Here is a 26,509-nt window from a genome sequence, read left to right as displayed (position 1 = left end):
CGGGGGTCCGACAGCTTCGGGTTCGCTACTGGTCCTTCCGGGTGTACCGCGCGCGCAAAAACGGGCTGTACTCCGGGTTTTCACCCATCCGGACGTCGATTTCGTGCGTCAGCGTCCCGCCTCCGGGCGTGAGCCGGTGCCGGGCCACCCCGCGCGCGGTCTGCTTCTCCAGCGTCAGCGTCGCGCCGGTCCAGGTCCCGCGGGCGGGCGACTCGGGCGGGAAGCCGTAGCTGTCGAAGCCGTACCAGAGCGTCTCGCCGGTGGCCGGATCGGCGGTGAAGACGTTGTGGCCGAGGAACTCCGCCCCGTCGTCGCGGCGCTGCCGGTAGTGCTGGACCACGGCGAAACCGTTGAGGGCCAAGCGGTATTCGCAGTCGGCACGCGCGGTCGAGGCCGGTGCCCACGGCGAAGCGGCGAGCTCCTCCGTGCCGGTCCAGTCGCCGACGAACGCCTTCAGCGCGTCGTGCGCGGGACCGAGGCGGGGCATGTCCATGGTCGTCTCCATTTCGACAGGTACCTGTCGATGTGCGAGACTAGCACGCATGCGGTCGCATCGAGCCGAGACGTTCACCCGCGTGATCGACGCGGTCTTCGCGTGCAACGGCGGCTTCCTCGCCGCGGGCGACGCGCTGACCGGGCCGGTCGGGCTGACCGCCGCGCAGTGGCAGGTCCTCGGCTTCCTCGAGGACGGCCCGGCGACCGCCGCCGAGGTGGCGCGCCGCCGCGGGCTGCGCCGCCAGAGCGTGCAGGAGACGGTGAACCGCCTGCTGCGCAACGGAATGCTGGACCGCCTGCCGAACCCGGCCGACGCGCGGGCGCCGATGCTGTCGCTGACGCGGCGGGCCCGCACGGCGATGCGGGCCTTGGGAGAGGCGCAGGTCGAGTGGGCGGAGGAGGTGGCGGCCGAGGTGCCGCCGGCGGACCTGGAGACGACGCTGCGCACGCTCCAGCGGCTGCGCGGCGTGGTGGCCCAGCCGCGCTTGCGGTGAGCAGTGCGTCAGCGCGTGCCGGCGCTCTGCCACTCGACCTCGATGAGCGCGACAACCCGCTGCTGCTCCCGCGTGTACGGCCCGCCGATGTACTTCGTCGCGATCCGGTCGACGATCTCCCAGGCGGCGTCACCCTCGATCCACTCGGCCACCCGGCCGCGGATGATCACGGGTTCGAACGGGTTGTCCGGCGGGGTCAGCGAGAGCGCGACGCGCGGGTCACGCCGCAGGTTGCGGGCTTTGCGCGAGTCCGGGCAGGTCAGGATGGCGATGCGGTCGCCCTCCTCGGCGACCCAGACCGGGACCGAGTGGGGCGCGCCGTCGGGCAGGACGGTGGCGAGGTGCCCGATCGCGGTGGTGGCGAGGACGCGGCGGACGTCGGTGTCGAGCATGGTCGGCTCCCTGCTGGGGTAGGGGTTCAGGCGACGGCGTAGTGGAGGTGGGTGACGCCGGGCGCGGCCACAGCCTCGACCAGGCTGAGCCGCACGTGCGACGGCAGCTCCCGGAAGAACGACCGGCCGCCGCCGAGCAGGACCGGGACCTGGTGGAGCACGATTTCGTCGACCAGGCCGGCCTGCAGTGCCGAGGCCAGCACGTCGCCGCCCATGAGGCCGACGTCCTTGCCGCCGGCTGCCTCCCGGGCCGCCGCGATCGCGTCTTCGACGTTGCCGGCGAGGGTCTGCCGCTCGGTCAGCTCCGGCGCGGGCCGGTGGCTGACCAGGAAGAGCGGGGTGTTCGGGTGCGGGCTGCCGCCACCGAAGTGTTCCGAGTCTTCGTAGGTGTTCCGGCCCGCCACGATCGCGCCCACCCGGCCGGCGAGCGAGTCGAAGACGCGGGCGCTGGGCTCGCTGAGGGTGAAGAAGTCGAAGACCCGGCTCCGGGTGTCCCCGTCGGAGTACCAGTCGAAGAGCGTCCCGCCGTCGCCGAGTCCCTGACCCGGGCGGGCGCCGCGGCCGGTGATGTAGCCGTCGACCGACACGGCGTGGGCGCTGAAGACCTTGCTCATGGTGGCTTTCCCTTCGGAGTTCCTTCAGGAGACTCCGGAACCGTAGCAGCTTAAGTTCCTTAAGGGAACCCCAAGTGCTATTCTGGCCTCATGCAGCGCACGAACTTCAGTGAACTGGCCGCGTGCTCGATCGCGCGCACGCTCGACGTCATCGGGGAACCGTGGTCGCCGCTGATCCTGCGGGACGTGTGGGCCGGGGTCAGCCGGTTCGAGCAGCTCCAGGCGGACCTCGGCATCTCGCGCAAGGTCCTCACCGAGCGGCTGAACCACCTGGTCGACGAGCAGGTCCTCGAGCGCCGCCCGTACGACCGCCGGCCGCGCTACGAGTACGTCCTGACGGAGAAGGGCACCGAACTGGTCGACATGCTGATGGTGATGATCCGCTGGGGTGACAAGTGGCTGGCGGGCGAGGCGGGCCCCCCGGTGCTCTACCGCCACCACGCGTGCGGCGAGATCAGCAGCGTCGACCTGCGCTGCGCCCACTGCGGCGAGCCGATGCACGCCAACGACGTCGACGCGCTGGCCGGCCCCGGCTCGACCCGCTGAGACGCGTGGCGCGGCCTGCGTGGGACGCGCCGATCGTCAGTCCGGCTTCACTCCCAGCAGGGTCAGGAACGTGCGGAACCCGGCGGACATGTCGACCTCCGCCGGGTCGAGGAGCCACTGCAGCTGGAGGCCGTCGAGGATGGCTATCGCCAGCGGGGCCAGCTGTTCCGGGGTGGTGCCCGGCGGGAGTTCGTCGCGGTGGCGCTCGAGCATCTGGGTCATGCCCGCCCGCACCCGCGTGTAGCGGTCCTGGAAGTACTTCCGGGCCGGGTGGTCCTCCGTGACGCTGTCCGCCGCGAGCACCGTGTACGTCTGGACGATGCCCGGGCGGGTCGCGTTGTAGTCGACCAGGTCCGCCAGCTGGTTCACCGTCATCGCCGAGGGGTCGCCCTCCCGCGCGTGGCCGAAGTGCAGCAGGTCCCACTCGTCGCGGGTCTCCAGCACCGCCGTCAGCAGGTCTTCCTTGGCGGGGAAGTAGTGCATCAGGCCCTGTTGCGTCAGCCCGACGCGCTCGGCGACCGCGGCCAGCGAGGTGCCGCGATAGCCGCGTTCGGCGATAACCTCGAACGCCGCTCGGACGATGCTGGCTCGGCGGTCGGCGCCCCTGGCCCGGGTCATGATCCCGAGCCTACGGCAGAAAATGTCACGGAACTATAACGTTCACTACTCACCGCCAGGTAGGGTGACGGCAGGACCGATCGCGGAGGGTGCCATGAGCTTCGACGTCGAGGCGCTGCTGGCCGAGCTCGACCTGGACGCCAAGGCGAGCCTGCTCGCCGGCCAGGACGTCTGGTCCCTGCCCGGGCTGCCGCGGATCGGGCTCGCCTCGCTGGTGCTCTCCGACGGCCCGGTCGGCGTCCGCGGGACGCGCTGGAGCCCGGACGACCCCTCGGTGACCCTGCCCAGCCCCACGGCGCTCGCCGCGAGCTGGGACCCGCGCCTGGCGGTCAGGGCAGGCCGCCTGCTCGCCCAGGAAGCCCGGCGCAAGGGCGTGCACGTGCTGCTCGCCCCGACGGTCAACCTCCAGCGCTCGCCGCTGGGCGGCCGGCACTTCGAGTGCTACTCCGAAGACCCCCTCCTCACCGGGATGATCGGCGCCGGCTACGTGACCGGCGTGCAGGACGGCGGGGTCGCCGTCACGGTCAAGCACTTCGTCGCCAACGACTTCGAGACCGAACGCTTCACCGCCGACGTGCGCGTCAGCGAGCGCGCCCTGCGCGAGCTCTACCTCGCGCCGTTCGAACTCATCGTCCAGCGCGCGAGGCCGTGGGGGATCATGGCCGCCTACAACAGCGTCAACGGCGTCACGATGACCCAGCACGCCGAACTGGTCAACGGCGTGCTGCGCGACGAATGGGGCTTCGACGGCTTCGTCGTCTCCGACTGGCTGGCCGCGCGCGACACCGTCGCCTCCGCCAACGGCGGCCTCGACGTGGCCATGCCCGGCCCCCGCACGGTGTTCGGGGAACGGCTCGCCGAAGCGGTTCGCGGCGGCGAAGTCGACGAAGCCGTCGTCGACGCCATGGTCCGCCGCGTGCTACTGCTCGCCGACCGGACCGGCGCGCTCGGCGGCAGCCCCGCGCCGAAAGGGTCCGATGTGGACGGAGACGCGGTCGCGCGCGAGGTCGCGCACCGGTCGTTCGTGCTGCTCCGCAACGAAACCGGCGTGCTGCCCCTGCGCGAGCCGCAGAGCATCGCGCTCATCGGCGCGCTCGCCGCGGACCCCAAGATCCTCGGCGGCGGCAGCGCCACCGTGTTCCCCGATCACGTCGTCTCCCCTCTCGACGGCCTGAAAGCGGCCGTTCCCCCGGGCACCGAGCTCGGTTACGCCCCCGGTGCCGATCCGCGGACGACGTTACCGACGGCCACCGACATTTCTTGGGGGCCTCGGGTGGCGAAGCCCCCGACCAGGGGCGAAGCCCCGGATGTCACCGACAATTTCCGGCTCCACGCGACGGCCCGCGCCGCCGACGGCACCGAACTCGCGCGGTTCTCCTTGCGCAAAGCCAGGATCGACTGGATCGGCGAACTGCCGTCCGGGCTCGACATCGGCACGCTCGCCTCGGTCGAGATCGCCGGCACGTTCCTCCCGGAGCAGAGCGGCACGCACACCTTCGGCGTCACCGGCCCTGGCGACCTCCGCCTCACCGTCGCCGGCCAGACCGTCTTCGACGGCGTGAACCTGCCGGAGGGCGGGGACATCTTCACGTCCATCATGCAGGTGCACGAACAGCGCCGGGAGGTCGAGCTGACCGCGGGCGAGCCGGTCGACGTCAGCCTGACCTACTGGATCCCGTCGGAGATGGCGGAGTTCGCCAGGGGCACCTTCGCCTGGGTCACCTTCGCGCTCGGCCATCGCGGGCCGGTCCTCGACCCGGACGCGAGCCTCGACGAAGCCGTGGCACTGGCGGCGAAGTCGGAGGTCGCCGTCGTCGTGGTCGGCACGACCGCCGAGGTCGAAAGCGAAGGCTTCGACCGGACGTCCCTCGCCCTGCCGGGACGCCAGGACGAACTCGTCGCGCGGGTCGCCGAAGCGAACCGGAACACCGTCGTGGTCGTCAACGCCGGTTCCCCGGTCGAGATGCCGTGGCGCGACGACGTCGCCGCGGTGCTGCTCACCTGGTTTCCCGGCCAGGCCGGCGGCGACGCGCTCGCCGACGTCCTCTTCGGCCGCGAGGAGCCCGGTGGCCGCCTGCCGACGACCTGGCCGGCGAAGCTCGAAGACGCGCCGGTCACCGACGTGACGCCGGAAGACGGCGTGCTCGAGTACGGCGAAGACGTGTACATCGGCTACGGCGCCTGGGCCCGCGCCGGCCGGCAACCCGCGTACTGGTTCGGGCACGGCCAGGGCTACACGACCTGGGTTTACGAAGAACTCGTCGCCGACCCGGACGACGAAGGTGGCGCGCGCGTCCGGGTCCGCGTGCGCAACACGGGAACGCGCACGGGCCGCGAGGTCGTGCAGCTCTACCTGGTCCCGACCGAGCGGGGCGACCGGCCGCAGCGCTGGCTGGCCGGGTTCGCGAGTGTCGAAGCCCGGCCCGGCCAGTCCGTCGAGACCGACGTCGTCATCACGCCGAGGTCGGCCGAAGTCTGGCGCGACGGCTGGCAGCACATCGCGGGCGAGTACGTCCTGGAGGCGTCGCACTCCTACGCCGAGCCGCGGCTGAGCACGCGCGTGGTGCTGCAGAAAATCCGTTGATCACCGCGGGCGCGTCCCCTAAGGTCTCGTGAAGGCACCTTGACCGGCGAAAGGAGGTGGGACCGATGATCACGCAACCGATCACGCGCTCCCACCCCGCAGCGAGGGTGCCGGCTGTCTGACCGGGAGCGCGTACTCCTGGAAGGATTTCCATGACCGAACTGGTCGTGCGCCCGCTCGAAGCGGGCGAAGAAGCACTGTTCACCTCCCTGCCCGACCGCGGTCTCGTCGGCCGCAAGCTGCTCGGCGACGACTTCACCGAGATGGCGAAGAGGGGCGAGTACCGGCCCGAGTGGACCTGGGTCGCGCTGCGCGACGGCGTCGTCGTGGCGCGGGCCGCCTGGTGGGCCAAGGCCGGCGACGAGGCCCCGATCGCCCTGGACTGGTTCGACTTCACCGACTTCGACGCAGCCGTCCACCTGCTGAAAACCGCACCGCTGCGCGCGGAGTACGCACTGCACACCCCACCGGCGTGGCCGGACGATCCGGACGTCGCCCGCGAAGTGAACGGCCGGGTCGAGGCGGCCGAAAAGGCGGGCTACCGCAAGCTCGTCGAGCGCTACCGCTTCCGCTGGACCCCGGAAAACGGCCTGCCGGAGAAGACCGGACGGCTCGAGTTCCGGCCGGAGCCGGACGACGACGTCATCCTCGAGGTCTTCAAGCGCGTGCACGTCGGCAGCCTCGACGCGCACGCGCGGAAGACCATCGAGGAGCACGGCCTCGACGCGGCCGCGCAGGAGGACCTCGACCTGATGAAGTGGATGCCGGCGCCGCGGGACTGGTGGCGGCTCGCGTACACGCCCGGAGGCGAGCTGGCCGGCCTCGTCCTGCCGAGCCGCAACGTCTACGACCCGGTGGTCGGCTACGTGGCCGTGGTGCCGGAGCACCGAGGCAAGGGCTACGCCTACGACCTCCTGGTCGAGGCGACGCACGACCTCGTGGGCTACGGCGCGGACCGGATCGTCGCGGGCACCGACGTCGGCAACGTCCCGATGGCGAAGGCGTTCGCCAAGGCCGGCTACCCGGTGGTCCAGCACCGCATCGACTTCGTGTGACAACCGGGGCGGCCGTGTCTTGCCGGGCACGGCCGCCCCGCGGTAGCGTCGCTAGAGCGATCTATCAAATCGGGGGCGTGATGGACAAGGGACTGACACCGCTTCGCGTGATCCTCGGCTTCTCGCTGCTCAGCACGACGATCCACTATGCGCACAACACCGTCCGGTACGCGGACTATCCGCAGCTTCAGGGCATCACGCCACTCGCCGGCGGCATCGTCGTCGCCGGCACCTGGGTGCTGCTCACGACCTTCGGCTGGCTCGGCTACCGCGCGTACGGCCAAGGCCGGTACCCGCGAGCCCTGGCGTTCCTCTTGGTCTATTCCTTGGCCGGGATGGTCACGCTCGGCCACTTCCTGACCGGCGTTCCGCGGATCCCGGCGTTCTGGTTCGCGACGATCTTCACCGATGCCGCCGCCGGGCTGGCCCTGTGGGTGTTCCTCACCTGGGCGTGGGCGACGCTCAACCGGGTGACCACCCGAGATCAACTTTCTACACAACGTTGACGTCCGTCTGACTCATGTAGACAATCGAGTGGTGACCACCACCACACCGGTTGCCTTCGACCGCCGTCCGGACGAGTACCGCCACTGGCGCCTGCGGGTGGACGGCGAGGTCGCCTGGCTGGAGCTGGACGTCGACGAGCGGGGTGGGCTGGTCCCGGGCTACGAGCTCAAGCTCAACTCCTACGACCTCGGCGTCGACATCGAGCTCTACGACGCCACGCAGCGGCTGCGGTTCGAGCACCCCGAGGTCCGCGTGGTCATCGTGACCAGTGCCAAGGAAAAGGTGTTCTGCGCCGGCGCGAACATCCGCATGCTCGCCGCGTCGGAGCACCACTGGAAGGTCAACTTCTGCAAGTTCACCAACGAGACCCGCAACGGCATGGAGGACGCCACCGAGCACTCCGGCCAGGTCTACGTGGCCGCGGTGAACGGCACCTGCGCCGGCGGTGGCTACGAAATCGCGCTGGCCTGCGAAAAGATCTTCCTGATCGACGACAACTCCTCGACCGTCGCGTTGCCGGAGGTGCCGCTGCTGGGCGTGCTGCCCGGCACCGGCGGCCTCACCCGGGTCGTCGACAAGCGACGCGTGCGCCGCGACCTCGCCGACGTCTTCGCCACGCGCCCGGACGGCGTCAAGGGCAAGACGGCCGTCGACTGGCGGCTGGTCGACGAACTGGTGCCGCGCCAGGACTTCCGCGAGAAGGTCCTCGAAAAGGCGCGAGAACTCGCCCGGCGGTCCGGAAAACCGGCGGAACACGGCATCGAGCTCACCCCGCTCGAACATCGCCATGTCGACATCGACGTGGCCGGGAACCAGGCCACGATCACCGTCAAGGGTCCCGAGAACGACCCGGGCGACCTGCACGAAGAGGGCGCGGACGGCTGGTTCCTCGCGATGACCCGCGAGCTGGACGACGCCATCCTGCGGCTGCGCACCAACGAGGTCGAAGCCGGGACGTGGATCCTGCGGACGCAGGGCGACCCGGCGAAGGTCGAAGCGCACGAGCAGGCGGTGCTGGGGCAGAAGGACTGGCTGGCCAACGAGATCACGCACTACTTCAAGCGGACGCTCAAGCGGCTCGACGTCACCAGCCGCAGCCTGATCGCGCTCATCGAACCGGGCAGCTGCTTCACCGGGGCACTGCTGGAAATCGCGCTGGCCGCGGACCGCCAGTACATCCTGGACGGGCCGCCGATCGACGACGAAGACTCGGACGAACGCGCGGCCATCCAGCTGACCGACGCCAACTTCGGCGCCTTCCCGATGGGGAACGGCCTGACCCGCCTGCAGGCCCGCTTCTACGGCGACGAAGACCACCTCGCCTGGCTCGCGCGCGAGAAGAACCGCGAGCTGAGCGCCGCCGAGGCCCTCGAACTCGGCCTGGTCACCGACGCCCCGGACGACCTCGACTGGGAGGACGAGATCCGGATCGCGCTCGAAGGCCGCGCGTCGCTGTCCCCGGACGCGCTCACCGGCATGGAGGCCAACCACCGGTTCGTCGGTCCCGAGACCATCGAGACCAAGATCTTCGGCCGGCTGGCGGCTTGGCAGAACTGGATTTTCACCCGGCCGAACGCATCCGGGCCGGAAGGCGCGCTGCGCCGCTACGGTACGGGACAGAAGGCCGTCTTCGACAGGAAGCGGGTCTAGCGCAGATGCCCGAGAAGATCGACTACGACGCCAAGATCCCCAACAACGTCAACCTCGCCGAAGACCGCAGGCTGCAGCGCGCGCTGGAGGGCTGGCAGCCGAAGTTCCTGCACTGGTGGGGCGAAATGGGGCCGACGCTGGAGACGCAGGGGGTCTACCTGCGCACCGCGGTCAGCGTGGGCCGCGAAGGCTGGGCGCACTTCGACCACGTCAACGTCCCGGACTACCGCTGGGGCATCTTCCTCGCCGAGCGCGACCCGGACCGGCGGATCGCCTTCGGCGAGCACCAGGGCGAGCCGGTGTGGCAGCAGGTGCCCGGCGAGTACCGCGCCGACCTGCAGCGGCTGATCGTCATCCAGGGCGACACCGAGCCGGCGTCGGTCGAGCAGCAGAAGCTCCTCGGCCTGACCGCGCCGAGCCTGTACGACCTGCGGAACCTGTTCCAGGTCAACGTCGAAGAAGGCCGTCACCTGTGGGCGATGGTGTACCTGCTGCACGCCTACTTCGGCCGCGAAGGCCGCGACGAGGCCGAGGGTCTGCTGATGCGCAACTCCGGCAGCCCCGACGCACCCCGCATCCTCGGCGCGTTCAACGAGGAAACCGCCGACTGGCTGGCGTTCTACATGTTCACCTACTTCACCGACCGCGACGGGAAGTACCAGCTCGGCACGCTCAAGGAATCCTCCTTCGACCCGCTCTCGCGCACCTGCGAGTTCATGCTCAAGGAAGAAGCGCACCACATGATGGTCGGCACCACCGGCGTCGACCGCGTGGTGACCCGCAGCGCCGAGCTGATCCGCGAGCACGACACGTACGACATCGGCCCGCACGGCGGCATCCCGCTGGACATCATCCAGAAGTACCTCAACTTCCACTACACCGTGTCCCTGGACCTGTTCGGCAGCGAGACGTCGACGAACGCGGCGAACTACTACACTGCCGGGTTGAAGGGCCGCTGGCAGGAGACCCGCCGCAAGGACGACCACAAGCTCACCGACGACGCCCGCACCCTCGACCGCCCCAACGACGACGGCACCTGGACGACCGAGGAGCTGCAGGCGATCCTGCTGCTCAACCTCGACCTGCGCAGCGAGTACGTGGCCGACTGCCAGACCGGCGTGAAGCGCTGGAACAAGATCCTCGCCGACGCCGGCGTCGACCACACGTTCCGCTTGCCGCACCCTGGCTTCAACCGCGAAGTCGGCATAAACTCCGGCCACCACGTCACTCCCGACGGCACCATCGTCGACGAGGCGACCTGGGAGGCAGGCAAACGCAAGTGGCTGCCCACGACCGAAGACCTCACGTTCGTCCGTTCGCTGATGCGCCCGGTGTACGAGCGGGGGAAGATCGCGAGCTGGGTCGCGCCGCCGCGGCAGGGCATCAACGGGAAGCCCATCGACTACGAGTACGTGTACCTCACGTAGGAGGCCTGGTGGCGACAGGGTTCAATGCCGCGGAGTACCTGCTCTCGGCCGGGCACCCGGACGCGACCGCGGTCGTGTCGCGTGGGCGATCGCTCACCTACGCCGAGCTCGCCGAGGAGTCCCGGCGGGTCGCCGGCGGCCTCGCCGGACTCGGTGTGCGGCCCGAAGAACGGGTTATGTTCTGCATGGTCGACGACGTCGAGCTGCTCACCGGCATCCTCGGCGCGATGCTGGCCGGCGCGGTCGCCGTCCCGGTGTCGACCATGGTCACCGGGCCGGAGCTGGGCCAGGTGCTGGCCGACTCGCGGGCGCGCGTGCTGTGCGTGTCCGGGGAGTTCGCCGAGCAGGCGGTGACCGCTGTGGAGCTCGCCCCCGAGGTCACCGACGTCGTGCTCGACCGCTGCGACGGGGCCGGGTTCGGCGTCCGGACGCATGACTGGCCGACGCTGGCGGGGTCGCTCCCCAGCGGACGGACGTGGGAAGACTCGCCCGCGCTGTGGCTGTACACCTCGGGCACCACGGGGCAGCCGAAGGGCGCGATGCACCGGCACGCGAGCATCCGCGCGGTCTGCGAGACCTACGCCCGCGGGGTGCTGGGAACGACGTCGTCGGACCGGTTCCTGTCCGTGCCGAAGCTCTTCTTCGCCTACGGGCTGGGGAACTCGTGCTTCTTCCCGCTCGGCGCGGGCGGGACGACGCTGCTCGAGCCTTCGCGCCCGACGCCCGCGTTGTTCGCGAAGCGCGTTCGCGAGGAGCAGCCATCACTGTTCTTCGCGGTCCCGACGTTCTACGCGGCGCTGCTCGCCAGTGACGTCCCGGACGACTCGTTTTCTTCGGTGCGGTACGCGGTTTCGGCCGGCGAGCCGTTGCCCGCGTCGCTGTTCGAACGGTTCCGCGCCCGCTTCGGGCTGGAGATCCTCGACGGCATCGGGTCGACCGAGGCCCTGCACATCTTCCTGTCGAACCAGCCCGGTTCGGTGCGGCCGGGCAGCACCGGCGTCCCGGTGCCGGGATATTCCGTGCAGCTGCGCGACGAAGCCGGGTCCGTGATCGACGCCGTCGGCAAGCCGGGCGAGCTGTTCGTGGCCGGCCCGTCGACGGCGACCGGCTACTGGGCCCGCTACGACGCGACGAAGCTCGTGTTCCAAGGCGAGTGGCTGCGAACCGGTGACAGCTACGTCCGGAACGAAGACGGGACGTACAGCTGTCTCGGCCGGTTCGGGGACATGCTCAAGGCGGGCGGGATCTGGGTATCACCGTCCGAAGTGGAGGAACGGCTGCGGCAGCACCCGGCGGTGGCCGAGGTCGCCGTCGTCGCCGCGCCGGACGCCGACGGCCTCGACAAGCCGGTGGCGTGCGTCGTCCCCGCCCCCGGGTTCGCGGTGGACCCGGGCGAGCTGATCGAATTCTGCCGCGAAGGATTGGCGGCGTTCAAGCGCCCGCGCGGGGTGGTCGAGCTGGCGGAGCTGCCGAAGACGGCGACCGGCAAGATCCGCCGCAACGTGATCCGCGAGCTGGTCCGCGACTCGCTCCGGACGGTACCCAGCCCGTGATCGACGGGCACTTCGTGGTCGACGCCCACGTCCACACGCCGCGGCTGCCGACGCTGAAACCGGCGTGGCTGCAGTGGGCGCACGACTTCGCCGGGTCGTACCCGTGGCGTTCGGTGTACTCGGCTGACGGCACGGTCATCCCGGCGGCGATGGACGAGCTGATGGAGTCCGAAGGCGTCGACCGGGTCCTGCTGTTCTGCGAGTACAGCCCGCGGGCGACCGGGATCCAGCCGATCGAGGACAACCTGCCGCTGGTGGCGCACAACCCGGAGCGGTTCCGGTTGGTGGCGAACGTGAACCCGTACCTGCACCACCCGGCCGCGTCGGAGGTGGCGCGGCAGCTGGACCTGGGCGCGGTGGCGCTGAAGATCCACCCGGTGCACGGCGCGTTCTCGCCGGCGGACAAGGAGCTGTACCCGGTCTACCAGCTGTGCCTCGAACGTGGGGTGCCGGTGATCCTCCACTCGGGAACGTCGAGCTTTCCCGGCTCCCGCACCAGTTTCGGCGACCCGGAGCTGCTGTCCGATGTGGTCGAGGACTTCCCGTCGCTGCAGTTCGTCTTCGCCCACGGCGGTCGCGGGTGGTGGTACGACGTGGCGGCGTTCCTGGCGCTGGCCAGGGAAAACGTGTGGCTCGACCTGGCCGGGCTGCCGCCGAAGAAGCTGCCGGAGTACTACCAGCGCTTCGACCTGACGCGGCTGGCGGGGAAGTTCGTGTTCGGGACGGACTGGCCGGGCGTGCCTTCGGTGGCCGCGAACGTCCGGACGCTGACCGGGCTCGGGCTGCCCGAGGACGTGCTGAGTGGGGTTTTGGCGGGGAACGCGATCAAGCTGATGCCGTCACTGGCGTAACCTGGCCCGTATGGGGGGACGCGTATCGCTGTTGGTAACCGCGCTTGTGCTCTTCTGTGCGGGCGGCGCCGCCGGAGTCCGGCCGCACACGCCGGCCGAGTTCCTGCACCGGACGATCGCTTTGATCAGGGCGAACTCCATCGACGCGGCCGGCGTGGACTGGCCTCGTGTCGAGGCGGAGGCGGTCTACCTCGCGCGGGGCGCGCGGGCCGATGTCGGGACGCTGAAGGCACTTGAGTACGTGATCAGCGAGCTGCACGACCGGCACACGATCCTTCTCTACCCAGAGCATGACATCGCTTGGGAGACCGAGGTCCCCACCGTGCGGACCGAACACGGTGTCGCGACCCTCCGCCTCCCCGGCATGGGCCCGGACGAAGCCGCGGCACGCCGCTACCTCGACGCGGGGTTTGCGGCGCTGGCTGGTGTGCCGTCGGCCTGCGGCTGGATTGTCGACCTGCGGGGGAACCACGGAGGCTCGATGTTCCCGATGCTCACGGTGCTCGCTCCGGTGCTCGGCGACGGTCCGGTCGGGTCGTTCGTCACCTCGGACGGCGGGCGGACGGCGTGGGAGATCCACGACGGGCAGTTCTGGCTCGACGGCCGGTCCATGTCCGCCCGGCCCAACCCCGTGGAGCTGCAGCGGCGGCCGATCGCCGTACTGACCTCGGGCGACACCGTCAGTTCCGGGGAAGCGACGCTGGTGGCGACGCGCGGGCTCGCACGCTCGTTCGGCGCGCCGACGGCGGGGTTTGCGACCGGCAACGACGTCGTCGACCTCGGCGGAGGTGTCACGTTGCTGTTGACCGTCGCACGTGACGTCGACCGGACCGGCCGGGTCTACGGCACCACACCGATCCCGCCGGACCAGCCGGCCGCCGATGCGGAGGCCGCGGCGAAGGAGTGGCTGCGCACGCGGGGGTGCCGGTAAACCCGGCCGGCACCCCCGCGCCCCCAGGGGGTCAGCCCATGACCTCGTGCAGGCAGAGCACGTTGCCTTCGGAGTCGCTGAACCAGGCCGCCCGCTCGTTGCCCAGCTGGGCGATGTGGTCGACCGTCTTCAGGCCTTCCATCTCGAAGTCCTGGAACCGGACACCACGGTCCTCCAGGGTTTTGACTTCGGCGGGCAGGTCGCCGACTTCGAAGCTCAGTGCCGTGTTCTCGCTCTGCGCGCCGGCCGGCATCGGGCGGAGGCCGATGGCACCGCCGGCCGCCACGAAGTAGAGGGTTCCGTCTTCGCCCTTCCCCGTCTGCTTCAGGCCGAGGGAGTCCGCGTAGAAGTGGCCGGCGCGTTCACTGTCGGTCACCGGAAGCATCGTCGTGATGGTCGATTCGGTCAGCATGGCTTTCATGGTGCGCCGCCACCGGCATCCGGCGTGAGCCGACTTTTTCAACGGTCGGCGTTGAACGCGCGCAGTGCCCGCATCGCTTCGGCGAGTGCCGGCGCGTCGTCACCGAGCGGGGTCAGCACGATCCGGCGCAGGATGTCCGCCGCGGCCGCGCGGGCCTTGTTCGCCACGTCAAGGCCGTGCTCGGTCAGTGACGCGAACGTCACGCGGCGGTCGTCGGGGCTGGGGATCCGGCAGATCAGGTCGGCCGCCACCAGGCGGTCCGCCACCTTCGTGAACCCGCCGCTGGACAGCGCCGCCTCGGTGGCCAGGCGGGTCATCGGCATCCGGTGCTCGGGCGAGCGCACCAGCCGCAGCAGGATGTCGAACGACGCGGGCGCGAGCCCGAAGCGGTCGGCGATCTCGCCCATCAGCCTGTCCTGGGTGGCCAGGTAACCCTCGATGACCAGGCCCCACCAGGTGACGATCTCGTCGTCGTCGGTGTCCACGGGGGAAGTTTACCGCAACGGCTCGCCGGATTATTTCTTCCGAGGAAGATGTCAGCCCGTTTGTACGAACCGTATACCGGACGTCCCTACGATCGGCCGATGACTAACGAGGCACTACAGCGTGCTACCCAACTGCTGGACGCCGTCATCCTCGCCGACGGGCACAACGACCTGCCGTGGGAGCTGCGGCAGCACGGTGGCCCGAACCCGGTCGAGGCGGTCGCGTCCCTCGACCTGACCGTGCGGCAGCCCGCTCTGCACACCGACTTCCCGAAGCTCGCCGACGGGAAGCTCGGCATGCAGTTCTGGTCGGTGTACGTGCCCTGTGAGTTCGAAGGCCACAGTGCCGTGACCGCCGTCCTGGAACAGGTGGAAGTCGTCCACCAGCTGGTCGAGCGCTACCCCGACCGGCTGCGGCTCGTCACCACCGCGGACGAGGCCGAGGCCGCGTTCGCCGACGGGCGGATCGCGTCGCTGCTCGGTGCCGAGGGTGGGCACAGCATCGCCGAGTCGATCGGCGTGCTGCGAATCCTGCGCCGCCTCGGCGTCCGCTACATGACGCTGACGCACAACTTCAACACCACCTGGGCCGACGCGGGCACCGACGAGCCGGCCCACGGCGGTCTCACCGAGTTCGGCCGCGACATCGTGCGCGAGATGAACAAGATCGGGATGATGGTGGACCTGTCGCACGTCGCGCCGTCGACGATGCGGGCGGCGATCGAGGTCAGCTCGGTGCCGGTGATCTTCAGCCACTCCTCCTGCACCGCGGTGAACGACCACCCCCGCAACATCCCCGACGACGTCCTGGCGAAGCTGCCCGGCAACGGCGGCGTCGCGATGATCACCTTCGTGCCCGCGTTCGTCTCGCCGAAGGTCGCCGCGTGGAACGAGCAGCTCGAGGCCGCGATGGCCGAAGCCGGGCTGGAGTACCGCAACCTGACGCTGCGCGGGAAGTTCGTCCAGGAGTGGGCCGGCCCGCCGAAGCCGCTGGCCACCGTCGAGGACGTCGTCGCGCACGTCGAGCACGCCCGCGAGGTCGCCGGCATCGACCACATCGGCCTCGGTGGCGACTACGACGGCGTCGGCTCGCTGCCCGAGGGACTGGAGGACACGTCCAAGTACCCCGTGTTGTTCGCCGCGCTGCTCGAGCGGGGGTGGAGTGAGGACGACTGCGCGAAACTGGCCGGGCGGAACACGCTCCGCGTCCTGCGGGAGGTCGACGGCTTCGCCCGTTAGGGGGTTTGAGGCGGCGCTCCGCGCGCGCCGGACGGACACTGAGCACATGACGCACGCGCGCGGGGGCGCGGCCGACCGCCCCACCGGTCCCACCCACCAAGACCTGCCCGAAGGCGCCCTGGAACCCGCCGAGCTGCGTGCCGGCGACGTCCGGCCCGGCGCGGAGGAGGTGACGCCGGTGCGCCCGGCGCCGGCCAAACCCGCGGGCAAGGCCCGGCCGACGCGGATCAGCGGCACCTGGGTCGCGGTCATCGCCGGCCTGCTCGTGCTGGTCGTGCTGCTGGTCTTCATCCTGCAGAACCTCGACCCGGCGACGGTGCGGTTCTTCGGCGCCGAAGGCAGCTTGCCGCTGGCCATCGCCATGCTGTTCTCGGCGATCGGCGGCGCGGCGCTGGTCGCGCTGATCGGCGGCGCCCGGATCCTGCAGCTGCGGAAGCAGGCGCGCCGCCGCTGACCCGGCGACCGTTGTTCGACCCAGATCTCAGCACCCTCCGGCGAGACCCTTCGGCGACGACACTCCTCGTCGAACGGCCAGTCGAAAAGAGGGGTTGAGGATCATGCGTCGAACATCGGTCATCGTCGCGGCGACCGCGGCACTGGTGGTGGCGGGGCCCGCTGCCGTGGCGACGGCGGCGACGGACGGGGCCACCGTCAAGAGCCTGGCCAGCTGCACCGCGCACTACGCGAACACGGCGGCCTGGATGGACTGCACGGGCGGTTCGGAGAAGAGCCAGGTCCGGCTCGGCTACAACTGCGGCGTCGGCCCGGTCAACGCCGACCACCACACCAACTGGTACCCGCTCGACCCGTGGGGGTCGCGAACCGTGTCGGCCAGCTGCACCGTCCGCGTGAACGGGGCGTGGCCGAACGTCCGGAAGTACTGACGGGGGGCGCCCGGCGCTGCCCGTCAGCGCCGGGCTCAGCCCGGCTCGGAAACGATGACCGAGGTCATCCCGAGTAGCAGCGCGCAAACGTTTTCGTCCCCCGTCGTCCGCACCCGCTCGAGGTCCGCCGCGTTGCGGGTGCAGAGCCGCCAGAACGTGTCCAGGTCCGTCGTCACGGTGGCCAGCGGCGTGCGGGACGGCGGTGCGCCGCGGTCGAGGACCCAGCCGTCGCGTTCGCGGCGCGCGTGCCACTTGCCCCGGCCGGTCACCGTGTAGCCGACCTGCTTGCCGACGCGGGCGTCGACGGCACGCAGGGTGTGCGGCAGCGCCCGGATGAACGTGTCGGCGATCGGCTCGGCGTACTCCGCCTCCAGCGGCGTGTGCTCCAGTGCCTCGCGGATCTGCACGTGGTGCACCCAGAACTCCGAATAGTCGCGGGCCGCGTCCAGCCAGCGCGGCGCGGGCTCGTCGCCCGCCCAGCTCACCGGCATGCCGGGGACGTCGAGGTCCAGCTGGGCCCAGTACTCGGTCGTCTGGCCCATGAACTCGTACAGCATCGTGAGCAGGACATCCGTCGAAAGCCGGCGGCACGCGACGACCCACTCCTCGTTGATCCGGTCGATGAACCGGGGAAACGCCTCACCCGGCCGGGGGCCGTCGGACGCGTGCCCGTCGCGGCCACGGGACAGCCGCCCGACCTTGTCGCCCAGCAGGTGGGCGGCGACGTCCTTGACCGTCCAGCCCGCGCACATGGTCGGCCGCGTCCAGTCCTCCTCGGTGAGCGCTCCGAGCAGTGTCATCAGCGCCTGTTCTTCTTTGGAGAAGTACGGGAGGACGTCGATCGGCGGGCCCCAGCGCGTCGGACTCATGTGTGCATCCAACAGGAACATCACACCTCCATTCGGCCTACCCGCAGGTAGCATCAGCGCGTAAGCAGAGGGGAGTCCGCCGGTGAACGCAGAGCGACCGAACGGCCGGGGTGCCGCCGAGGACGTGGCCGACCTGGCCCGCCGCGCCGGTCAGCTGGCGGGCTGGGCCGCACGCACCGGCTTCGCGCTCGGCCGCAAGCTGCCCGGCGTCGAGACCGCCGAACGCGGCGTCCGGCAGGTGGAGCGCCAGCTGCTGACCGAGCTGCGCCGCCGGCTCGACGAGGTCGACGACCCGTACCACGCGGCGCTCACCGCGGCGTCGGCGATGAACCGCCCGGCCGTGCCCGGGAACGTGCCCGCCGCCGTGACGCTGGTGCCGGTGCGCGACAACCACGCCGAGCCGCTGCGCGCGGCGATGGCCGAGCTGCTCAACCACTCCATCGGCTTCGGCCGCGAGCGCGCCCGCGAGTACTTCTACGCCATCATCCTGCGCCAGCTGACCCCGGACGAGGCCCGGATCCTGGCCGCGCTGTCCGACGGCTCGCCGTTCCCCGCGGTCGACGTCGTCGAGCGCACCGGCCTCGGCGGCAACGGCCGGGTCGTGCTGCGCAACGCCTCGACGGTCGGCAAGGCGGCCGGGGTGTCGCTGCCCGACCAGGTGCCCGGCTACGTCACCCGGCTGATCGGGCTCGGCCTGGTCGACCTCGACGAAGAGGTGCCGTCGCTGGAGACGCAGTACGAGATCCTGATGACCGACGAGACGGTGCGCGAGGCGGAGAAGCACGTCCGGCGCGCGAAGTTCGTCCGGCGGACGATCCACGTCTCGCGCCTCGGCGCCCAGTTCTGGCAGGCCTGCGACCCCGCTTCTCGGCCACACAGCCTCGGCTGACCCGGATGGGGTCGTTCCTCGCCGGTATCGTCGCCGACTTCGCGCAGCACTGGCCCCTCTACGTCTCGATCCCGGTCGTCGCGGCGCTGATCGGCTACGGCACGAAGCTGGTCGCGATCCGGATGATGTTCCAGCCGGTGGAGTTCGTCGGCGTCAAGCCGTTCCTCGGCTGGCAGGGCATCGTCCCGAAGCGCGCGGCGCGGATGGCGAGCATCGCCTGCGACACGATGACCGAGCAGCTGATCAAGCCGGCCGAAGTGGTGGCGCGGCTGGACGCCGAGCGGATCGCGAAGGAGATCGAGAAGCCACTGCTGGCGGGCGTCGAGGACATCGTGCGCGAGGTGGCCGGGCACTACCAGCCGGGGCTCTGGGAGTCGCTGCCGGTCCGGGTGCAGCGGCTGGTGATCGAGCGCGTCCAGCACGAGTCGCCGCGGATGGTCGCTGCGGTGCTCGACCTGATCAAGTCCGATGTGGACAGCGTGTTCGACCTCAAGGGCATGGTGGTCACCAGCCTGGTCAAGGACAAGCGCCTGCTGAACCGGATCTTCCAGGAGGCGGGCGCGAAGGAGTTCAAGTTCATCGCCCGGTCCGGCCTGGTGTTCGGCGGCGCGATCGGCGTCGTCCAGATGGTGGCGTGGGTGCTGTTCAAGTTCCCGCCGATCATGCCGGTCTTCGGCCTGTTCACCGGCTGGTTCACGGACTGGCTGGCACTGCGGATGATCTTCTACCCGATCGAGCCGCGCCGCTACTTCGGCATCCAGTGGCAGGGACTGTTCCTCAAGCGGCGCGCGGAAGTGGCGGAGGCTTACGGGTCGTTGATCGCGAAGGAGATCATCACCCCGCACAACGTGATCGAGGCGATCCTGCACGGGCCGCTGTCGGACCGGGTGCTGGCGTTGATCCAGCGCCAGCTCGACCGGGAGCTGGGCAGCGTCGCGAAGCCGCTGCTGGTGTTCGCCGTCGGCAGCCGCCGGTACCAGGACATGAAGCTGGCGATTTCGTCGCAGATCATGTCCCGCCTGCCGGAGACGATGCGCTACATCGAGGACTACGCGACCGACGCGATGGACATCCGCAATGTGCTGGTGTCGAAGATGAAGCAGCTGTCGCCGAAGGAATTCGAGCGGCTGCTGCGCCCGGCGTTCGAGCAGGACGAGTGGATCCTGATCGCGACGGGCGCGGTGCTGGGCTTCGCGGTCGGTGAGGCCCAGGTGCTGATCTTGGAGCACCTGGCGGCGTAGCCCGCGGCCCGCCGGCGGCCAGGCGGGCGCACAAGTCCACCCGAACGGCCGTACCCGCGGACGTATCCCGGTCGTCACCTGCCGCCTCTACTCTGCGTCAGGAAGACCGATTCGCCGGGAGACTCCCATGGCCGAGACCGCGGAACCGTGGCAGCAGGAAATCCGGCTCGCGATGACCATGGTCGGCGGGGCCAGCCTGGCCATCTGGATGGGCGGGGTCGCCACCGAGACGTCGCAACTGCTGCGGGAGTCACGCGGGGACGCCCCACCCGGCCTGTACCGCAGCCTGCTCGACGTCCTGCGGGCGAGCGTCTCGATCGACGTCCTCACCGGGACCAGCGCCGGCGGTATCAACGCCGCCTGTCTCGGCCTCGCCGAGGCCTTCGGCTCCACGCCGCAGGTGCTCAGGGACACCTGGATCACCACCGGTTCGCTGGAGAACCTGATCCGGGACGCGAGAGAAGCGCAGCCGCGGTCGGTGCTCGACGGGGACCGCGTGCTGCTCGGGGACGTCGAGCGCGCGCTGCGGCAGATCACCGCCGAAGGCACTCCGCCGAAGGACGAGCCCGACATCACCGTGCTGCTCACCGGCACCATGATCGACGGCGAGACCACCAAGTTCGACGACGCGCTCGGGAACCTGGTGCGGGACACCGAACACCGGATGCTCTTCCGGTTCTGTGGTCCACTGTGGACGATCGGGGTGGAGGGACCGCTCGCGCTCGCGGCCCGCTCCACCGCCTCCTTCCCCGGGGCGTTCGAGCTGTCGCGGATGCCGATCGGCACCGGCGGCACCGACCGGCTGCACCCCGACATGACGCCGTACACGGAACTGACCCGTTCGCACTGGCTGACCGACGGCGGGGTGCTGCTCAACAAGCCGCTGCGGCCCGCGCTGCGCGAAATCTTCGAGCGCACTTCGCACGCCGACGTCCGGCGGCTGCTGCTCTACGTCGTGCCCACCGGCGAAGGCGTGACCGATGCCGTCGAGTGCGATCCGGCGAACCCGCCGCTGCTGTCGAACGCCATGGCCAAGGTCGTCAACACCGTGATGAGCCAGTCGATCAGCGCCGAGCTGGACGACCTGACCCGCCACAACGACGCCGTGCTCCGCGCCCGGGACACGCGGGTCTCGCTGGCCGCGCTGGGCCTGCGCGGCGGCCCGGAATGCCTGGTCGACGCCCGGATCGCCGCCGCCTACCTGGAGCGGCGGACCGCCGAGGACGCCGCCGAGCTGGTGCGGGCCGCCGCCCGGCGGTACGCGCTGTCCGAAGCCGACACCCCGGACCGCGACTGGGCGTCCGGGATGTCGCGGCAGCTGCGGGCGATCGCCGTGACCGGGCTGAGCAGCGGCGTCCCGGCCGGGCCGCCTCCCGCCGGTCTCGGCGTGACGGAGCTGGTCGGCTACCGGACGACCGCCCTCGACGACGCCGTCGCGACCGGCCTGCAGCTGATCAACGCCGGGTTCCGGCTCCGGCCGGACGCGGCGCGCGCGGGGGCGCTCAACGACGCGCGCGCCCAGCTGCACGCGGCGCGCCGGACCGCCGGCCGCGGGGTGCGGCTGGCGCAGTGGGTGGCCGCGCACCCCGGGCCCGGCGCGAGCAGCACCCTCGAGGTGTGGATCCGCGAGCTCGCCGAGGAGTGGGCCGGGCTGGGCCGCTCGGCCGCCGTCGCCGAGGCGTGGCCGAAGGTGGTCGCGGGCCTGCGCGCGGCGGCGCCGACGTTGCGGGCCCTCGCCGACGCCGAGCCCGGGAAGTCCGGCACCGTCACGACCCTGCTGGACTGGCTGGCCCTCGGCCCGGACGCCGCGGGCGGCGACGACGTCGTCCAGGCCCGGCTGGTCACCCTGCACGTGGCGACGCGCGGGCTGCTCGCCCAGGCGCCGTCGGTCGACCAGCGGGTCGACCTCGTGCAGGTCAGCGCCGATTCGCGGACGCTGCTGGACATGACGCGGCGCCGGTCGTGGGACAAGCTGACCGGGATGCAGGCGAGTTACTTCGGCGCCTTCTACAAGGCGTCGTGGCGGGCCAGCGACTGGATGTGGGGCCGCATCGACGGCGCGGGCTGGCTGGTCCAGTGCCTGCTCGACCCGGTCCGCCTCGAAACGCTGCGGGACGTCGTCGGGCCGGAGCGGTTCCGCGACGAGCTCGTCGCCGCGCTCGAGCCCGGCTGGCGCACGCCGGACGAGCGCGACCGGTGCACGCCGGCCGAGGCGGGTCAGCTGCGCGACCAGCTGACGGCCGAGCTGGCGTTCCTCGGCCTCGACGCCGACCTCGCACCGGTGGCGTTCGGGGACCACCGCCCGATCAGCCTGCCGGTGACGGCGATGGTGCTGGCCCGGGCGCGGCAGGCCGAAATCGCCGCGGAAGAGCTTCCGGTCGTCACGCTCGCGTCGCGTTACGACGCCGACGACCGCCCGGGCATCGAGAAGGCACTGGCCGAGGACTTGCCGAGGGTCGACGTCGACGCCGCCCAGGCCCGGTTCCAGGCCTGCCGCGTCTCGGCGGAGAAGCTCGCCGGAGAGCAGGGCACCGCACGGCTGACCAGGACGCTCGTGGCGCTCGGCGCCGCCACCGTCAACGCCGGGACGATCGCGTTCCGGCTGCCCGGCGGCTGGCCGCAGACCGTCGCGGGCATGCTGCGGACGGTCGCCCGGAGCACGGCGAGGGTCTCGCAGGGCGCGTCCCGGCTCGGCACGGCCGGCTCGCTCACCGCGGGCCTGCTGGCGCTGCTGGCCGGGCTGGTGATCGGCACCAACGGCGGCGCGGTCCTGCAGTGGGTCGGGCTCCCCGTCCTCGCGGGTGCGGTGGTCTACCTGGCGACGGCGCTGCTCACGACGGGCCACCGGGTGCGGTGGCTGTTCGCCGCGCTCGGGGCGCTGGTGGTGGCGGCGCTGCTGCTGGCCGCGTTCCTGCCCCCGCTCGCCCGGCCGTTCTTCGGCTGGCTCGGTGACGTGGTGGCCGGCTGGCGCCGCGGCGAGGGCGCGGTGTGGTGGCTGGTGGTCTCCGGGCTGTTGCTCCTGCCCGCGGTCGTGACGCCGCTGAGCGCTCTCCGGCGCCGCCTCGGCCACCGCCGCGACCGGAACCGGCAAGCGAAGGGCGTCGTGCTCGAAGTGGCCGGGCGGTCGCCCCGGAAGACGGTGGAACGCACGCCGGCACCGAGTTCGCGCTGAGCGATTTCGGCCCGTCGCCTTGCGATCACGGGCGGGAAGGTTCATGGTGCGGGTACGTCACGGGCCGTGGGCCCGCGCCATGAGCGTGCGTGTGCCCAGGTGCCGGCGACTTGAAACATGTTTGTGCGACTGCTCACCGGGTACATCGCGTCCCCGCAGGTCATCGCGGGGGCCGTGAGCTGCGTCGCTGGCAGGCCGAAAATTCTCTGTTACGTTTCCTGAGTATGTCCGTAACGCACTTGATCGAATCCCCGACCAAGGCGGACGGCGCGCAGCTGTGGCGAATCGCGCGCGATTCCGCCAAGCTCGATCTCAACTCGCCGTACGCATACATGCTGTGGTGCCGCGATTTCGCCGAGTCTTCGGTGGTCGCGCGTGAGGACGGCGAGGCGGTCGGTTTCGTCATCGCCTACCGCAGGCCGGACGCGCCGGACTCAGCGCTCGTCTGGCAGGTCGCGGTCAACGCGTCCCAGCGGGGAAAGGGCCTGGCCGGAGCCTTGCTCGACGCGCTGTACACGCGCCTGGTCGGCGAGGGGGTGCGTTACCTCGAGACCACGATCACCCCGGACAACGAGGCGTCCATCCGGCTGTTCACTTCGTTCGCGAAGCGGTGGAACGCCGCCATGGAAACCAGTGTGCTGTTCGGCGGGGAGGATTTCCCCGAAGCCGGGCACCTGCCGGAAGAGCTTTACCGCATCGGTCCGCTGACCGCGCCGACGAATCCGGGCGATTAGGAGAGAAACGAACACATGAGCATCTTCGAAGAGCTCGAATCCGAAGTACGCAGCTACAGCCGCGGCTGGCCGGTCGTGTTCGACCGCGCGCAGGGCAGCTGGCTGTACGACGAAAGCGGAAAGCCCTATCTGGACTTCTTCGCCGGGGCCGGCGCGCTGAACTACGGGCACAACAACCCGCAGCTGAAGCAGGCCCTGGTCGACTACATCCAGCGCGACGGCGTCACCCACGCCCTGGACATGTTCACCGTGGCCAAGCGCGACTTCCTGCAGACCTTCCGCGACAAGGTCCTCGACCCCCGCGGGCTCGGCTACAAGGTCGTGTTCCCCGGACCGGGTGGCGCGAACGCCGTCGAGGCCGCGCTGAAGCTGGCGCGCAAGGTGACCGGCCGGGAGTCGGTCATCAACTTCACCAACGCCTTCCACGGCATGACGCTGGGCGCGTTGTCGGTCACCGGCAACTCGATGAAGCGCGGCGGCGCCGGCGTCCCGCTGGTGCACGCCACCCCGATGCCGTACGACCAGTACTTCGACGGCGCGATGCCGGACTTCCTCTACTTCGAGAAGCTCCTGCAGGACTCCGGTAGCGGGCTCAACGAGCCGGCCGCGGTGATCGTCGAAGGCGTGCAGGGCGAGGGCGGCATCAACGCCGCGCGCCTGGAGTGGCTGAAGGGCCTCGACGACCTCTGCAAGCGCCACAACATCCTGCTGATCCTCGACGACGTCCAGATGGGCTGCGGCCGCACCGGACCGTTCTTCAGCTTCGAGGACGCCGGGATCACGCCGGACATCGTCTGCCTGTCGAAGTCCATCAGCGGCTACGGCATCCCGATGGCGCTGACGCTCATCAAGCCGGAGCTCGACGTCTGGGAGCCGGGCGAGCACAACGGCACCTTCCGCGGGATCAGCCCGGCGTTCGTCACCGCCAAGGAAGCGATCGACGTCTACTGGAGCGACGACGAGCTCGAGAAGTCGACGAAAGCGAAGGGTGAGCGCATCGCGAGCGCCTTCAGCGGCATCGTCGAGGCCTACCCGGAGGCGAACCTGTTCGCCAAGGGCCGCGGCCTGGCGCGCGGCCTCGAGTTCGCGAACGGCGACCTGGCCGGGCGCGTCTGCGCGGAAGCGTTCGCGCGCGGCCTGCTGATGGAAACCTCCGGCCCCGACGGCGAAGTCATGAAGCTGCTGCCGCCGCTGACGCTCACCGACGACGAACTGACGCAGGGTCTGTCGATCATCGACGAGTCGATCAAGGCCGTCCTCAAGAAGTAAAGGAGATTGCCCGTGCTCGTCCGCACACTCGACGAGATCACCGACACCGACGCCGACATCAAGACCGAGAACTGGCGCAGCAAGCGGATCATCCTCGCCAAGGAGGGCGTCGGCTTCTCGGTGCACGAGACCACGCTCTACGCGGGGACGGTCAACGACTTCTGGTACGCCAACCACATCGAGGCGGTGTTCATCACCTCCGGTGAGGGCGAGATCGAGGACCTGGCCACCGGCAAGGTGTACGAGCTCAAGCCCGGCACGCTCTACCTGCTCAACGACCACGACAAGCACCAGGTCCGGCCGAAGACCGAGATCAAGTGCGTCTGCGTGTTCAACCCCCCGGTGACCGGCCGCGAGGTGCACGACGAAAACGGCGTGTACCCGCTGATCACCGAGGACGCATAAGCACCGGAGAGGAACACAGGAGGCGAAGCCCGTGACGCTGACGGACACCCGGGTCGACGACGCTTACCCGACCCGGATCGCCGGTACGCCGGCCCACCTGCCGCGCGAACACCCCACGGTGTGGGGTACCGAAGCCGACGGCCCGATCGACGCCGCCACGCTGGCGAACCACGAGGCACGCGGATACACCGTGGTCGAGGACCTGCTCTCCGTCGGGGAGGTCCAGACGTACTGGCAGGAGCTGGTGCGGCTGTCCTCCGACGCGGAGCTCGCCCGGGACGAGCGCGTGATCACCGAGGCGAAGACCGGTGAGGTCCGGTCGATCTTCGACGTCCACGAGATCTCGGGCCTGATCGCGGAGCTGGTGCGCGACCCGCGCGTGCTCGACCGGGCGCGGCAGCTGCTCGGCTCCGAGGTGTACGTCCACCAGAGCCGCGTCAACTACATGCCCGGCTTCAAGGGCACCGGCTTCTACTGGCACTCGGACTTCGAAACCTGGCACGCGGAGGACGGCATGCCGACGCCGCGGGCGGTCAGCTGCTCCATCGCGCTGACCGACAACCACCCGTTCAACGGCGGCCTGATGATCATGCCGGGTTCGCACCGGACGTTCGTCCAGTGCGCCGGGGAGACGCCGGGCGACAACTACAAGAGCTCGCTCAAGGACCAGCGGGTGGGCGTGCCGAGCGAGGACGACATCACGAAGATGGCGGCCGAGCACGGCATCGACCAGTTCACCGGCCAGGCCGGCTCGGCGCTGTGGTTCGACTCGAACATCATGCACGGCTCCGGGAACAACATCACCCCGTACCCGCGCTCGAACATCTTCCTGGTGTTCAACAGCGTGGAAAACGCCCTGCGGGAGCCGTTCGCGGCCGGCACGCCCCGGCCCGCGTTCATCGCCGGCCGCGATTCGACGCCGATCAGGCGCTGAGCCGAACCGGAGTCCCCGGGAAGCCGGAGATCCTGACCCGCCGGTGACCGGCCCGGTGCGCCCTGTTACCGTGTCGCCACCGCGCGGGTGTGTGGCCCGTGCAACACGTCTTCGCGGACGACCGGCGGCGGGTACTTCGCTCGGGGTGAGCTCACCCGCCTGGTTGCCCTCGGTGGCGGACGGGCGGACGGCCCCTGGCGGCCCGGCCGGGAGTTTTGACGGCGACCCCGCACCACCGGATCGGGACCGG

The 26,509-nt window shown here is 70.5% G+C and carries 27 protein-coding genes; 20 read left to right on the top strand and 7 right to left on the bottom strand.

Annotation, left to right across the window (positions count from 1 at the left end; all coding sequences use genetic code 11):
• Window positions 1-25 precede the first annotated feature (25 nt).
• Window positions 26-493 (bottom strand): DUF1579 family protein, encoded by a 468-nt coding sequence (locus tag QRY02_RS33780; RefSeq protein ID WP_285986850.1) that lies wholly within the window; start codon window positions 491-493, stop codon window positions 26-28.
• A gap of 49 nt (window positions 494-542) precedes the next feature.
• Between QRY02_RS33780 and QRY02_RS33775 the strand changes: the two genes are divergently transcribed.
• Entirely contained in the window at window positions 543-989 is a 447-nt protein-coding gene (locus tag QRY02_RS33775) for a MarR family winged helix-turn-helix transcriptional regulator (RefSeq protein ID WP_285986849.1), read from the top strand.
• Window positions 990-997: 8 nt separating this feature from the next.
• Here QRY02_RS33775 and QRY02_RS33770 read toward each other — a convergent pair whose 3' ends face one another.
• Together QRY02_RS33770 and QRY02_RS33765 are read right to left on the bottom strand one after the other, a co-directional pair.
• Entirely contained in the window at window positions 998-1,381 is a 384-nt protein-coding gene (locus tag QRY02_RS33770) for a PPOX class F420-dependent oxidoreductase (protein WP_285986848.1), read from the bottom strand.
• A gap of 26 nt (window positions 1,382-1,407) precedes the next feature.
• Entirely contained in the window at window positions 1,408-1,995 is a 588-nt protein-coding gene (locus QRY02_RS33765) for a dihydrofolate reductase family protein (protein WP_285986847.1), read from the bottom strand.
• Between the two features lie 90 nt (window positions 1,996-2,085).
• On the opposite strand from QRY02_RS33765, the gene QRY02_RS33760 reads away from it, so the two are divergent.
• On the top strand, window positions 2,086-2,541 hold the full coding sequence (locus QRY02_RS33760; RefSeq protein WP_285986846.1) for a winged helix-turn-helix transcriptional regulator: 456 nt from the start codon (window positions 2,086-2,088) through the stop codon (window positions 2,539-2,541).
• Between the two features lie 36 nt (window positions 2,542-2,577).
• Here QRY02_RS33760 and QRY02_RS33755 read toward each other — a convergent pair whose 3' ends face one another.
• Window positions 2,578-3,159 carry a TetR/AcrR family transcriptional regulator gene (locus tag QRY02_RS33755; RefSeq protein WP_285986845.1) on the bottom strand — a complete coding sequence of 194 codons (582 nt, stop codon included), beginning with the start codon at window positions 3,157-3,159 and terminating at the stop codon, window positions 2,578-2,580.
• 94 nt (window positions 3,160-3,253) lie between these two features.
• Here QRY02_RS33755 and QRY02_RS33750 point away from each other — a divergent pair, with 94 nt between their 5' ends.
• From QRY02_RS33750 to QRY02_RS33715, 8 genes are all read left to right on the top strand, one after another.
• A complete protein-coding gene (locus tag QRY02_RS33750; RefSeq protein ID WP_285986844.1) occupies window positions 3,254-5,743 on the top strand; it encodes a glycoside hydrolase family 3 protein in 2,490 nt (829 codons plus the stop codon).
• Between the two features lie 152 nt (window positions 5,744-5,895).
• Complete coding sequence (locus QRY02_RS33745) at window positions 5,896-6,798, top strand: GNAT family N-acetyltransferase (protein WP_285986843.1); 903 nt, start codon at window positions 5,896-5,898, stop codon at window positions 6,796-6,798.
• 80 nt (window positions 6,799-6,878) lie between these two features.
• Entirely contained in the window at window positions 6,879-7,304 is a 426-nt protein-coding gene (locus tag QRY02_RS33740; protein WP_285993986.1) for a hypothetical protein, read from the top strand.
• 31 nt (window positions 7,305-7,335) lie between these two features.
• Window positions 7,336-8,955: a 2,3-epoxybenzoyl-CoA dihydrolase gene (gene boxC / locus QRY02_RS33735; RefSeq protein ID WP_285986842.1), complete on the top strand. Its 1,620-nt coding sequence runs from the start codon at window positions 7,336-7,338 to the stop codon at window positions 8,953-8,955.
• A 5-nt stretch (window positions 8,956-8,960) separates the two neighbouring features.
• Window positions 8,961-10,382, top strand: a complete 1,422-nt coding sequence (boxB, locus tag QRY02_RS33730) for a benzoyl-CoA 2,3-epoxidase subunit BoxB (RefSeq protein ID WP_285986841.1) — start codon at window positions 8,961-8,963, stop codon at window positions 10,380-10,382.
• Between the two features lie 8 nt (window positions 10,383-10,390).
• Entirely contained in the window at window positions 10,391-11,935 is a 1,545-nt protein-coding gene (locus QRY02_RS33725) for a benzoate-CoA ligase family protein (protein ID WP_285986840.1), read from the top strand.
• Complete coding sequence (locus tag QRY02_RS33720) at window positions 11,932-12,786, top strand: amidohydrolase family protein (protein ID WP_285986839.1); 855 nt, start codon at window positions 11,932-11,934, stop codon at window positions 12,784-12,786. The genes QRY02_RS33725 and QRY02_RS33720 overlap by 4 nt, the downstream gene beginning before the upstream one ends.
• Before the next feature lie 10 nt (window positions 12,787-12,796).
• A complete protein-coding gene (locus QRY02_RS33715) occupies window positions 12,797-13,717 on the top strand; it encodes a S41 family peptidase (protein ID WP_285986838.1) in 921 nt (306 codons plus the stop codon).
• Between the two features lie 31 nt (window positions 13,718-13,748).
• Here QRY02_RS33715 and QRY02_RS33710 read toward each other — a convergent pair whose 3' ends face one another.
• Together QRY02_RS33710 and QRY02_RS33705 are read right to left on the bottom strand one after the other, a co-directional pair.
• Window positions 13,749-14,129 (bottom strand): VOC family protein, encoded by a 381-nt coding sequence (locus QRY02_RS33710; protein WP_285986837.1) that lies wholly within the window; start codon window positions 14,127-14,129, stop codon window positions 13,749-13,751.
• A 47-nt stretch (window positions 14,130-14,176) separates the two neighbouring features.
• Window positions 14,177-14,623 (bottom strand): MarR family winged helix-turn-helix transcriptional regulator, encoded by a 447-nt coding sequence (locus QRY02_RS33705; RefSeq protein WP_285986836.1) that lies wholly within the window; start codon window positions 14,621-14,623, stop codon window positions 14,177-14,179.
• A gap of 99 nt (window positions 14,624-14,722) precedes the next feature.
• On the opposite strand from QRY02_RS33705, the gene QRY02_RS33700 reads away from it, so the two are divergent.
• The 3 genes from QRY02_RS33700 (at window position 14,723) to QRY02_RS33690 (ending at window position 16,746) form a co-directional block, all read left to right on the top strand.
• Window positions 14,723-15,862, top strand: a complete 1,140-nt coding sequence (locus QRY02_RS33700; RefSeq protein ID WP_285986835.1) for a dipeptidase — start codon at window positions 14,723-14,725, stop codon at window positions 15,860-15,862.
• A 46-nt stretch (window positions 15,863-15,908) separates the two neighbouring features.
• Complete coding sequence (locus QRY02_RS33695) at window positions 15,909-16,316, top strand: LapA family protein (protein WP_285986834.1); 408 nt, start codon at window positions 15,909-15,911, stop codon at window positions 16,314-16,316.
• Between the two features lie 103 nt (window positions 16,317-16,419).
• Complete coding sequence (locus QRY02_RS33690; RefSeq protein ID WP_285986833.1) at window positions 16,420-16,746, top strand: hypothetical protein; 327 nt, start codon at window positions 16,420-16,422, stop codon at window positions 16,744-16,746.
• A gap of 35 nt (window positions 16,747-16,781) precedes the next feature.
• Here QRY02_RS33690 and QRY02_RS33685 read toward each other — a convergent pair whose 3' ends face one another.
• Window positions 16,782-17,615 carry a maleylpyruvate isomerase family mycothiol-dependent enzyme gene (locus QRY02_RS33685; RefSeq protein ID WP_285986832.1) on the bottom strand — a complete coding sequence of 278 codons (834 nt, stop codon included), beginning with the start codon at window positions 17,613-17,615 and terminating at the stop codon, window positions 16,782-16,784.
• 82 nt (window positions 17,616-17,697) lie between these two features.
• Here QRY02_RS33685 and QRY02_RS33680 point away from each other — a divergent pair, with 82 nt between their 5' ends.
• The 7 genes from QRY02_RS33680 to thpD all read left to right on the top strand — a co-directional run bounded on the left by QRY02_RS33680 (window position 17,698) and on the right by thpD (window position 26,259).
• Complete coding sequence (locus QRY02_RS33680; protein ID WP_285986831.1) at window positions 17,698-18,504, top strand: Abi-alpha family protein; 807 nt, start codon at window positions 17,698-17,700, stop codon at window positions 18,502-18,504.
• Between the two features lie 5 nt (window positions 18,505-18,509).
• Window positions 18,510-19,745, top strand: coding sequence for a DUF445 domain-containing protein (locus tag QRY02_RS33675; protein ID WP_285986830.1), 1,236 nt, complete (start codon window positions 18,510-18,512; stop codon window positions 19,743-19,745).
• Between the two features lie 127 nt (window positions 19,746-19,872).
• Window positions 19,873-22,917: a patatin-like protein gene (locus tag QRY02_RS33670; RefSeq protein WP_285986829.1), complete on the top strand. Its 3,045-nt coding sequence runs from the start codon at window positions 19,873-19,875 to the stop codon at window positions 22,915-22,917.
• Between the two features lie 179 nt (window positions 22,918-23,096).
• Entirely contained in the window at window positions 23,097-23,651 is a 555-nt protein-coding gene (gene ectA / locus QRY02_RS33665; RefSeq protein ID WP_353069617.1) for a diaminobutyrate acetyltransferase, read from the top strand.
• A gap of 15 nt (window positions 23,652-23,666) precedes the next feature.
• On the top strand, window positions 23,667-24,920 hold the full coding sequence (gene ectB / locus QRY02_RS33660; RefSeq protein WP_285986827.1) for a diaminobutyrate--2-oxoglutarate transaminase: 1,254 nt from the start codon (window positions 23,667-23,669) through the stop codon (window positions 24,918-24,920).
• A gap of 12 nt (window positions 24,921-24,932) precedes the next feature.
• Window positions 24,933-25,325, top strand: a complete 393-nt coding sequence (locus QRY02_RS33655) for an ectoine synthase (RefSeq protein WP_003071625.1) — start codon at window positions 24,933-24,935, stop codon at window positions 25,323-25,325.
• Between the two features lie 31 nt (window positions 25,326-25,356).
• Complete coding sequence (gene thpD / locus QRY02_RS33650) at window positions 25,357-26,259, top strand: ectoine hydroxylase (RefSeq protein WP_285986826.1); 903 nt, start codon at window positions 25,357-25,359, stop codon at window positions 26,257-26,259.
• The last annotated feature ends 250 nt before the right edge of the window (window positions 26,260-26,509 follow it).

Origin of the sequence: Amycolatopsis sp. DG1A-15b (assembly GCF_030285645.1) — a bacterium.
Taxonomy (GTDB): Bacteria; Actinomycetota; Actinomycetes; order Mycobacteriales; family Pseudonocardiaceae; genus Amycolatopsis.
The sequence above is the reverse complement of the archived record's forward strand: the minus strand, read 5'-3'. Positions and strand labels throughout refer to the sequence as shown.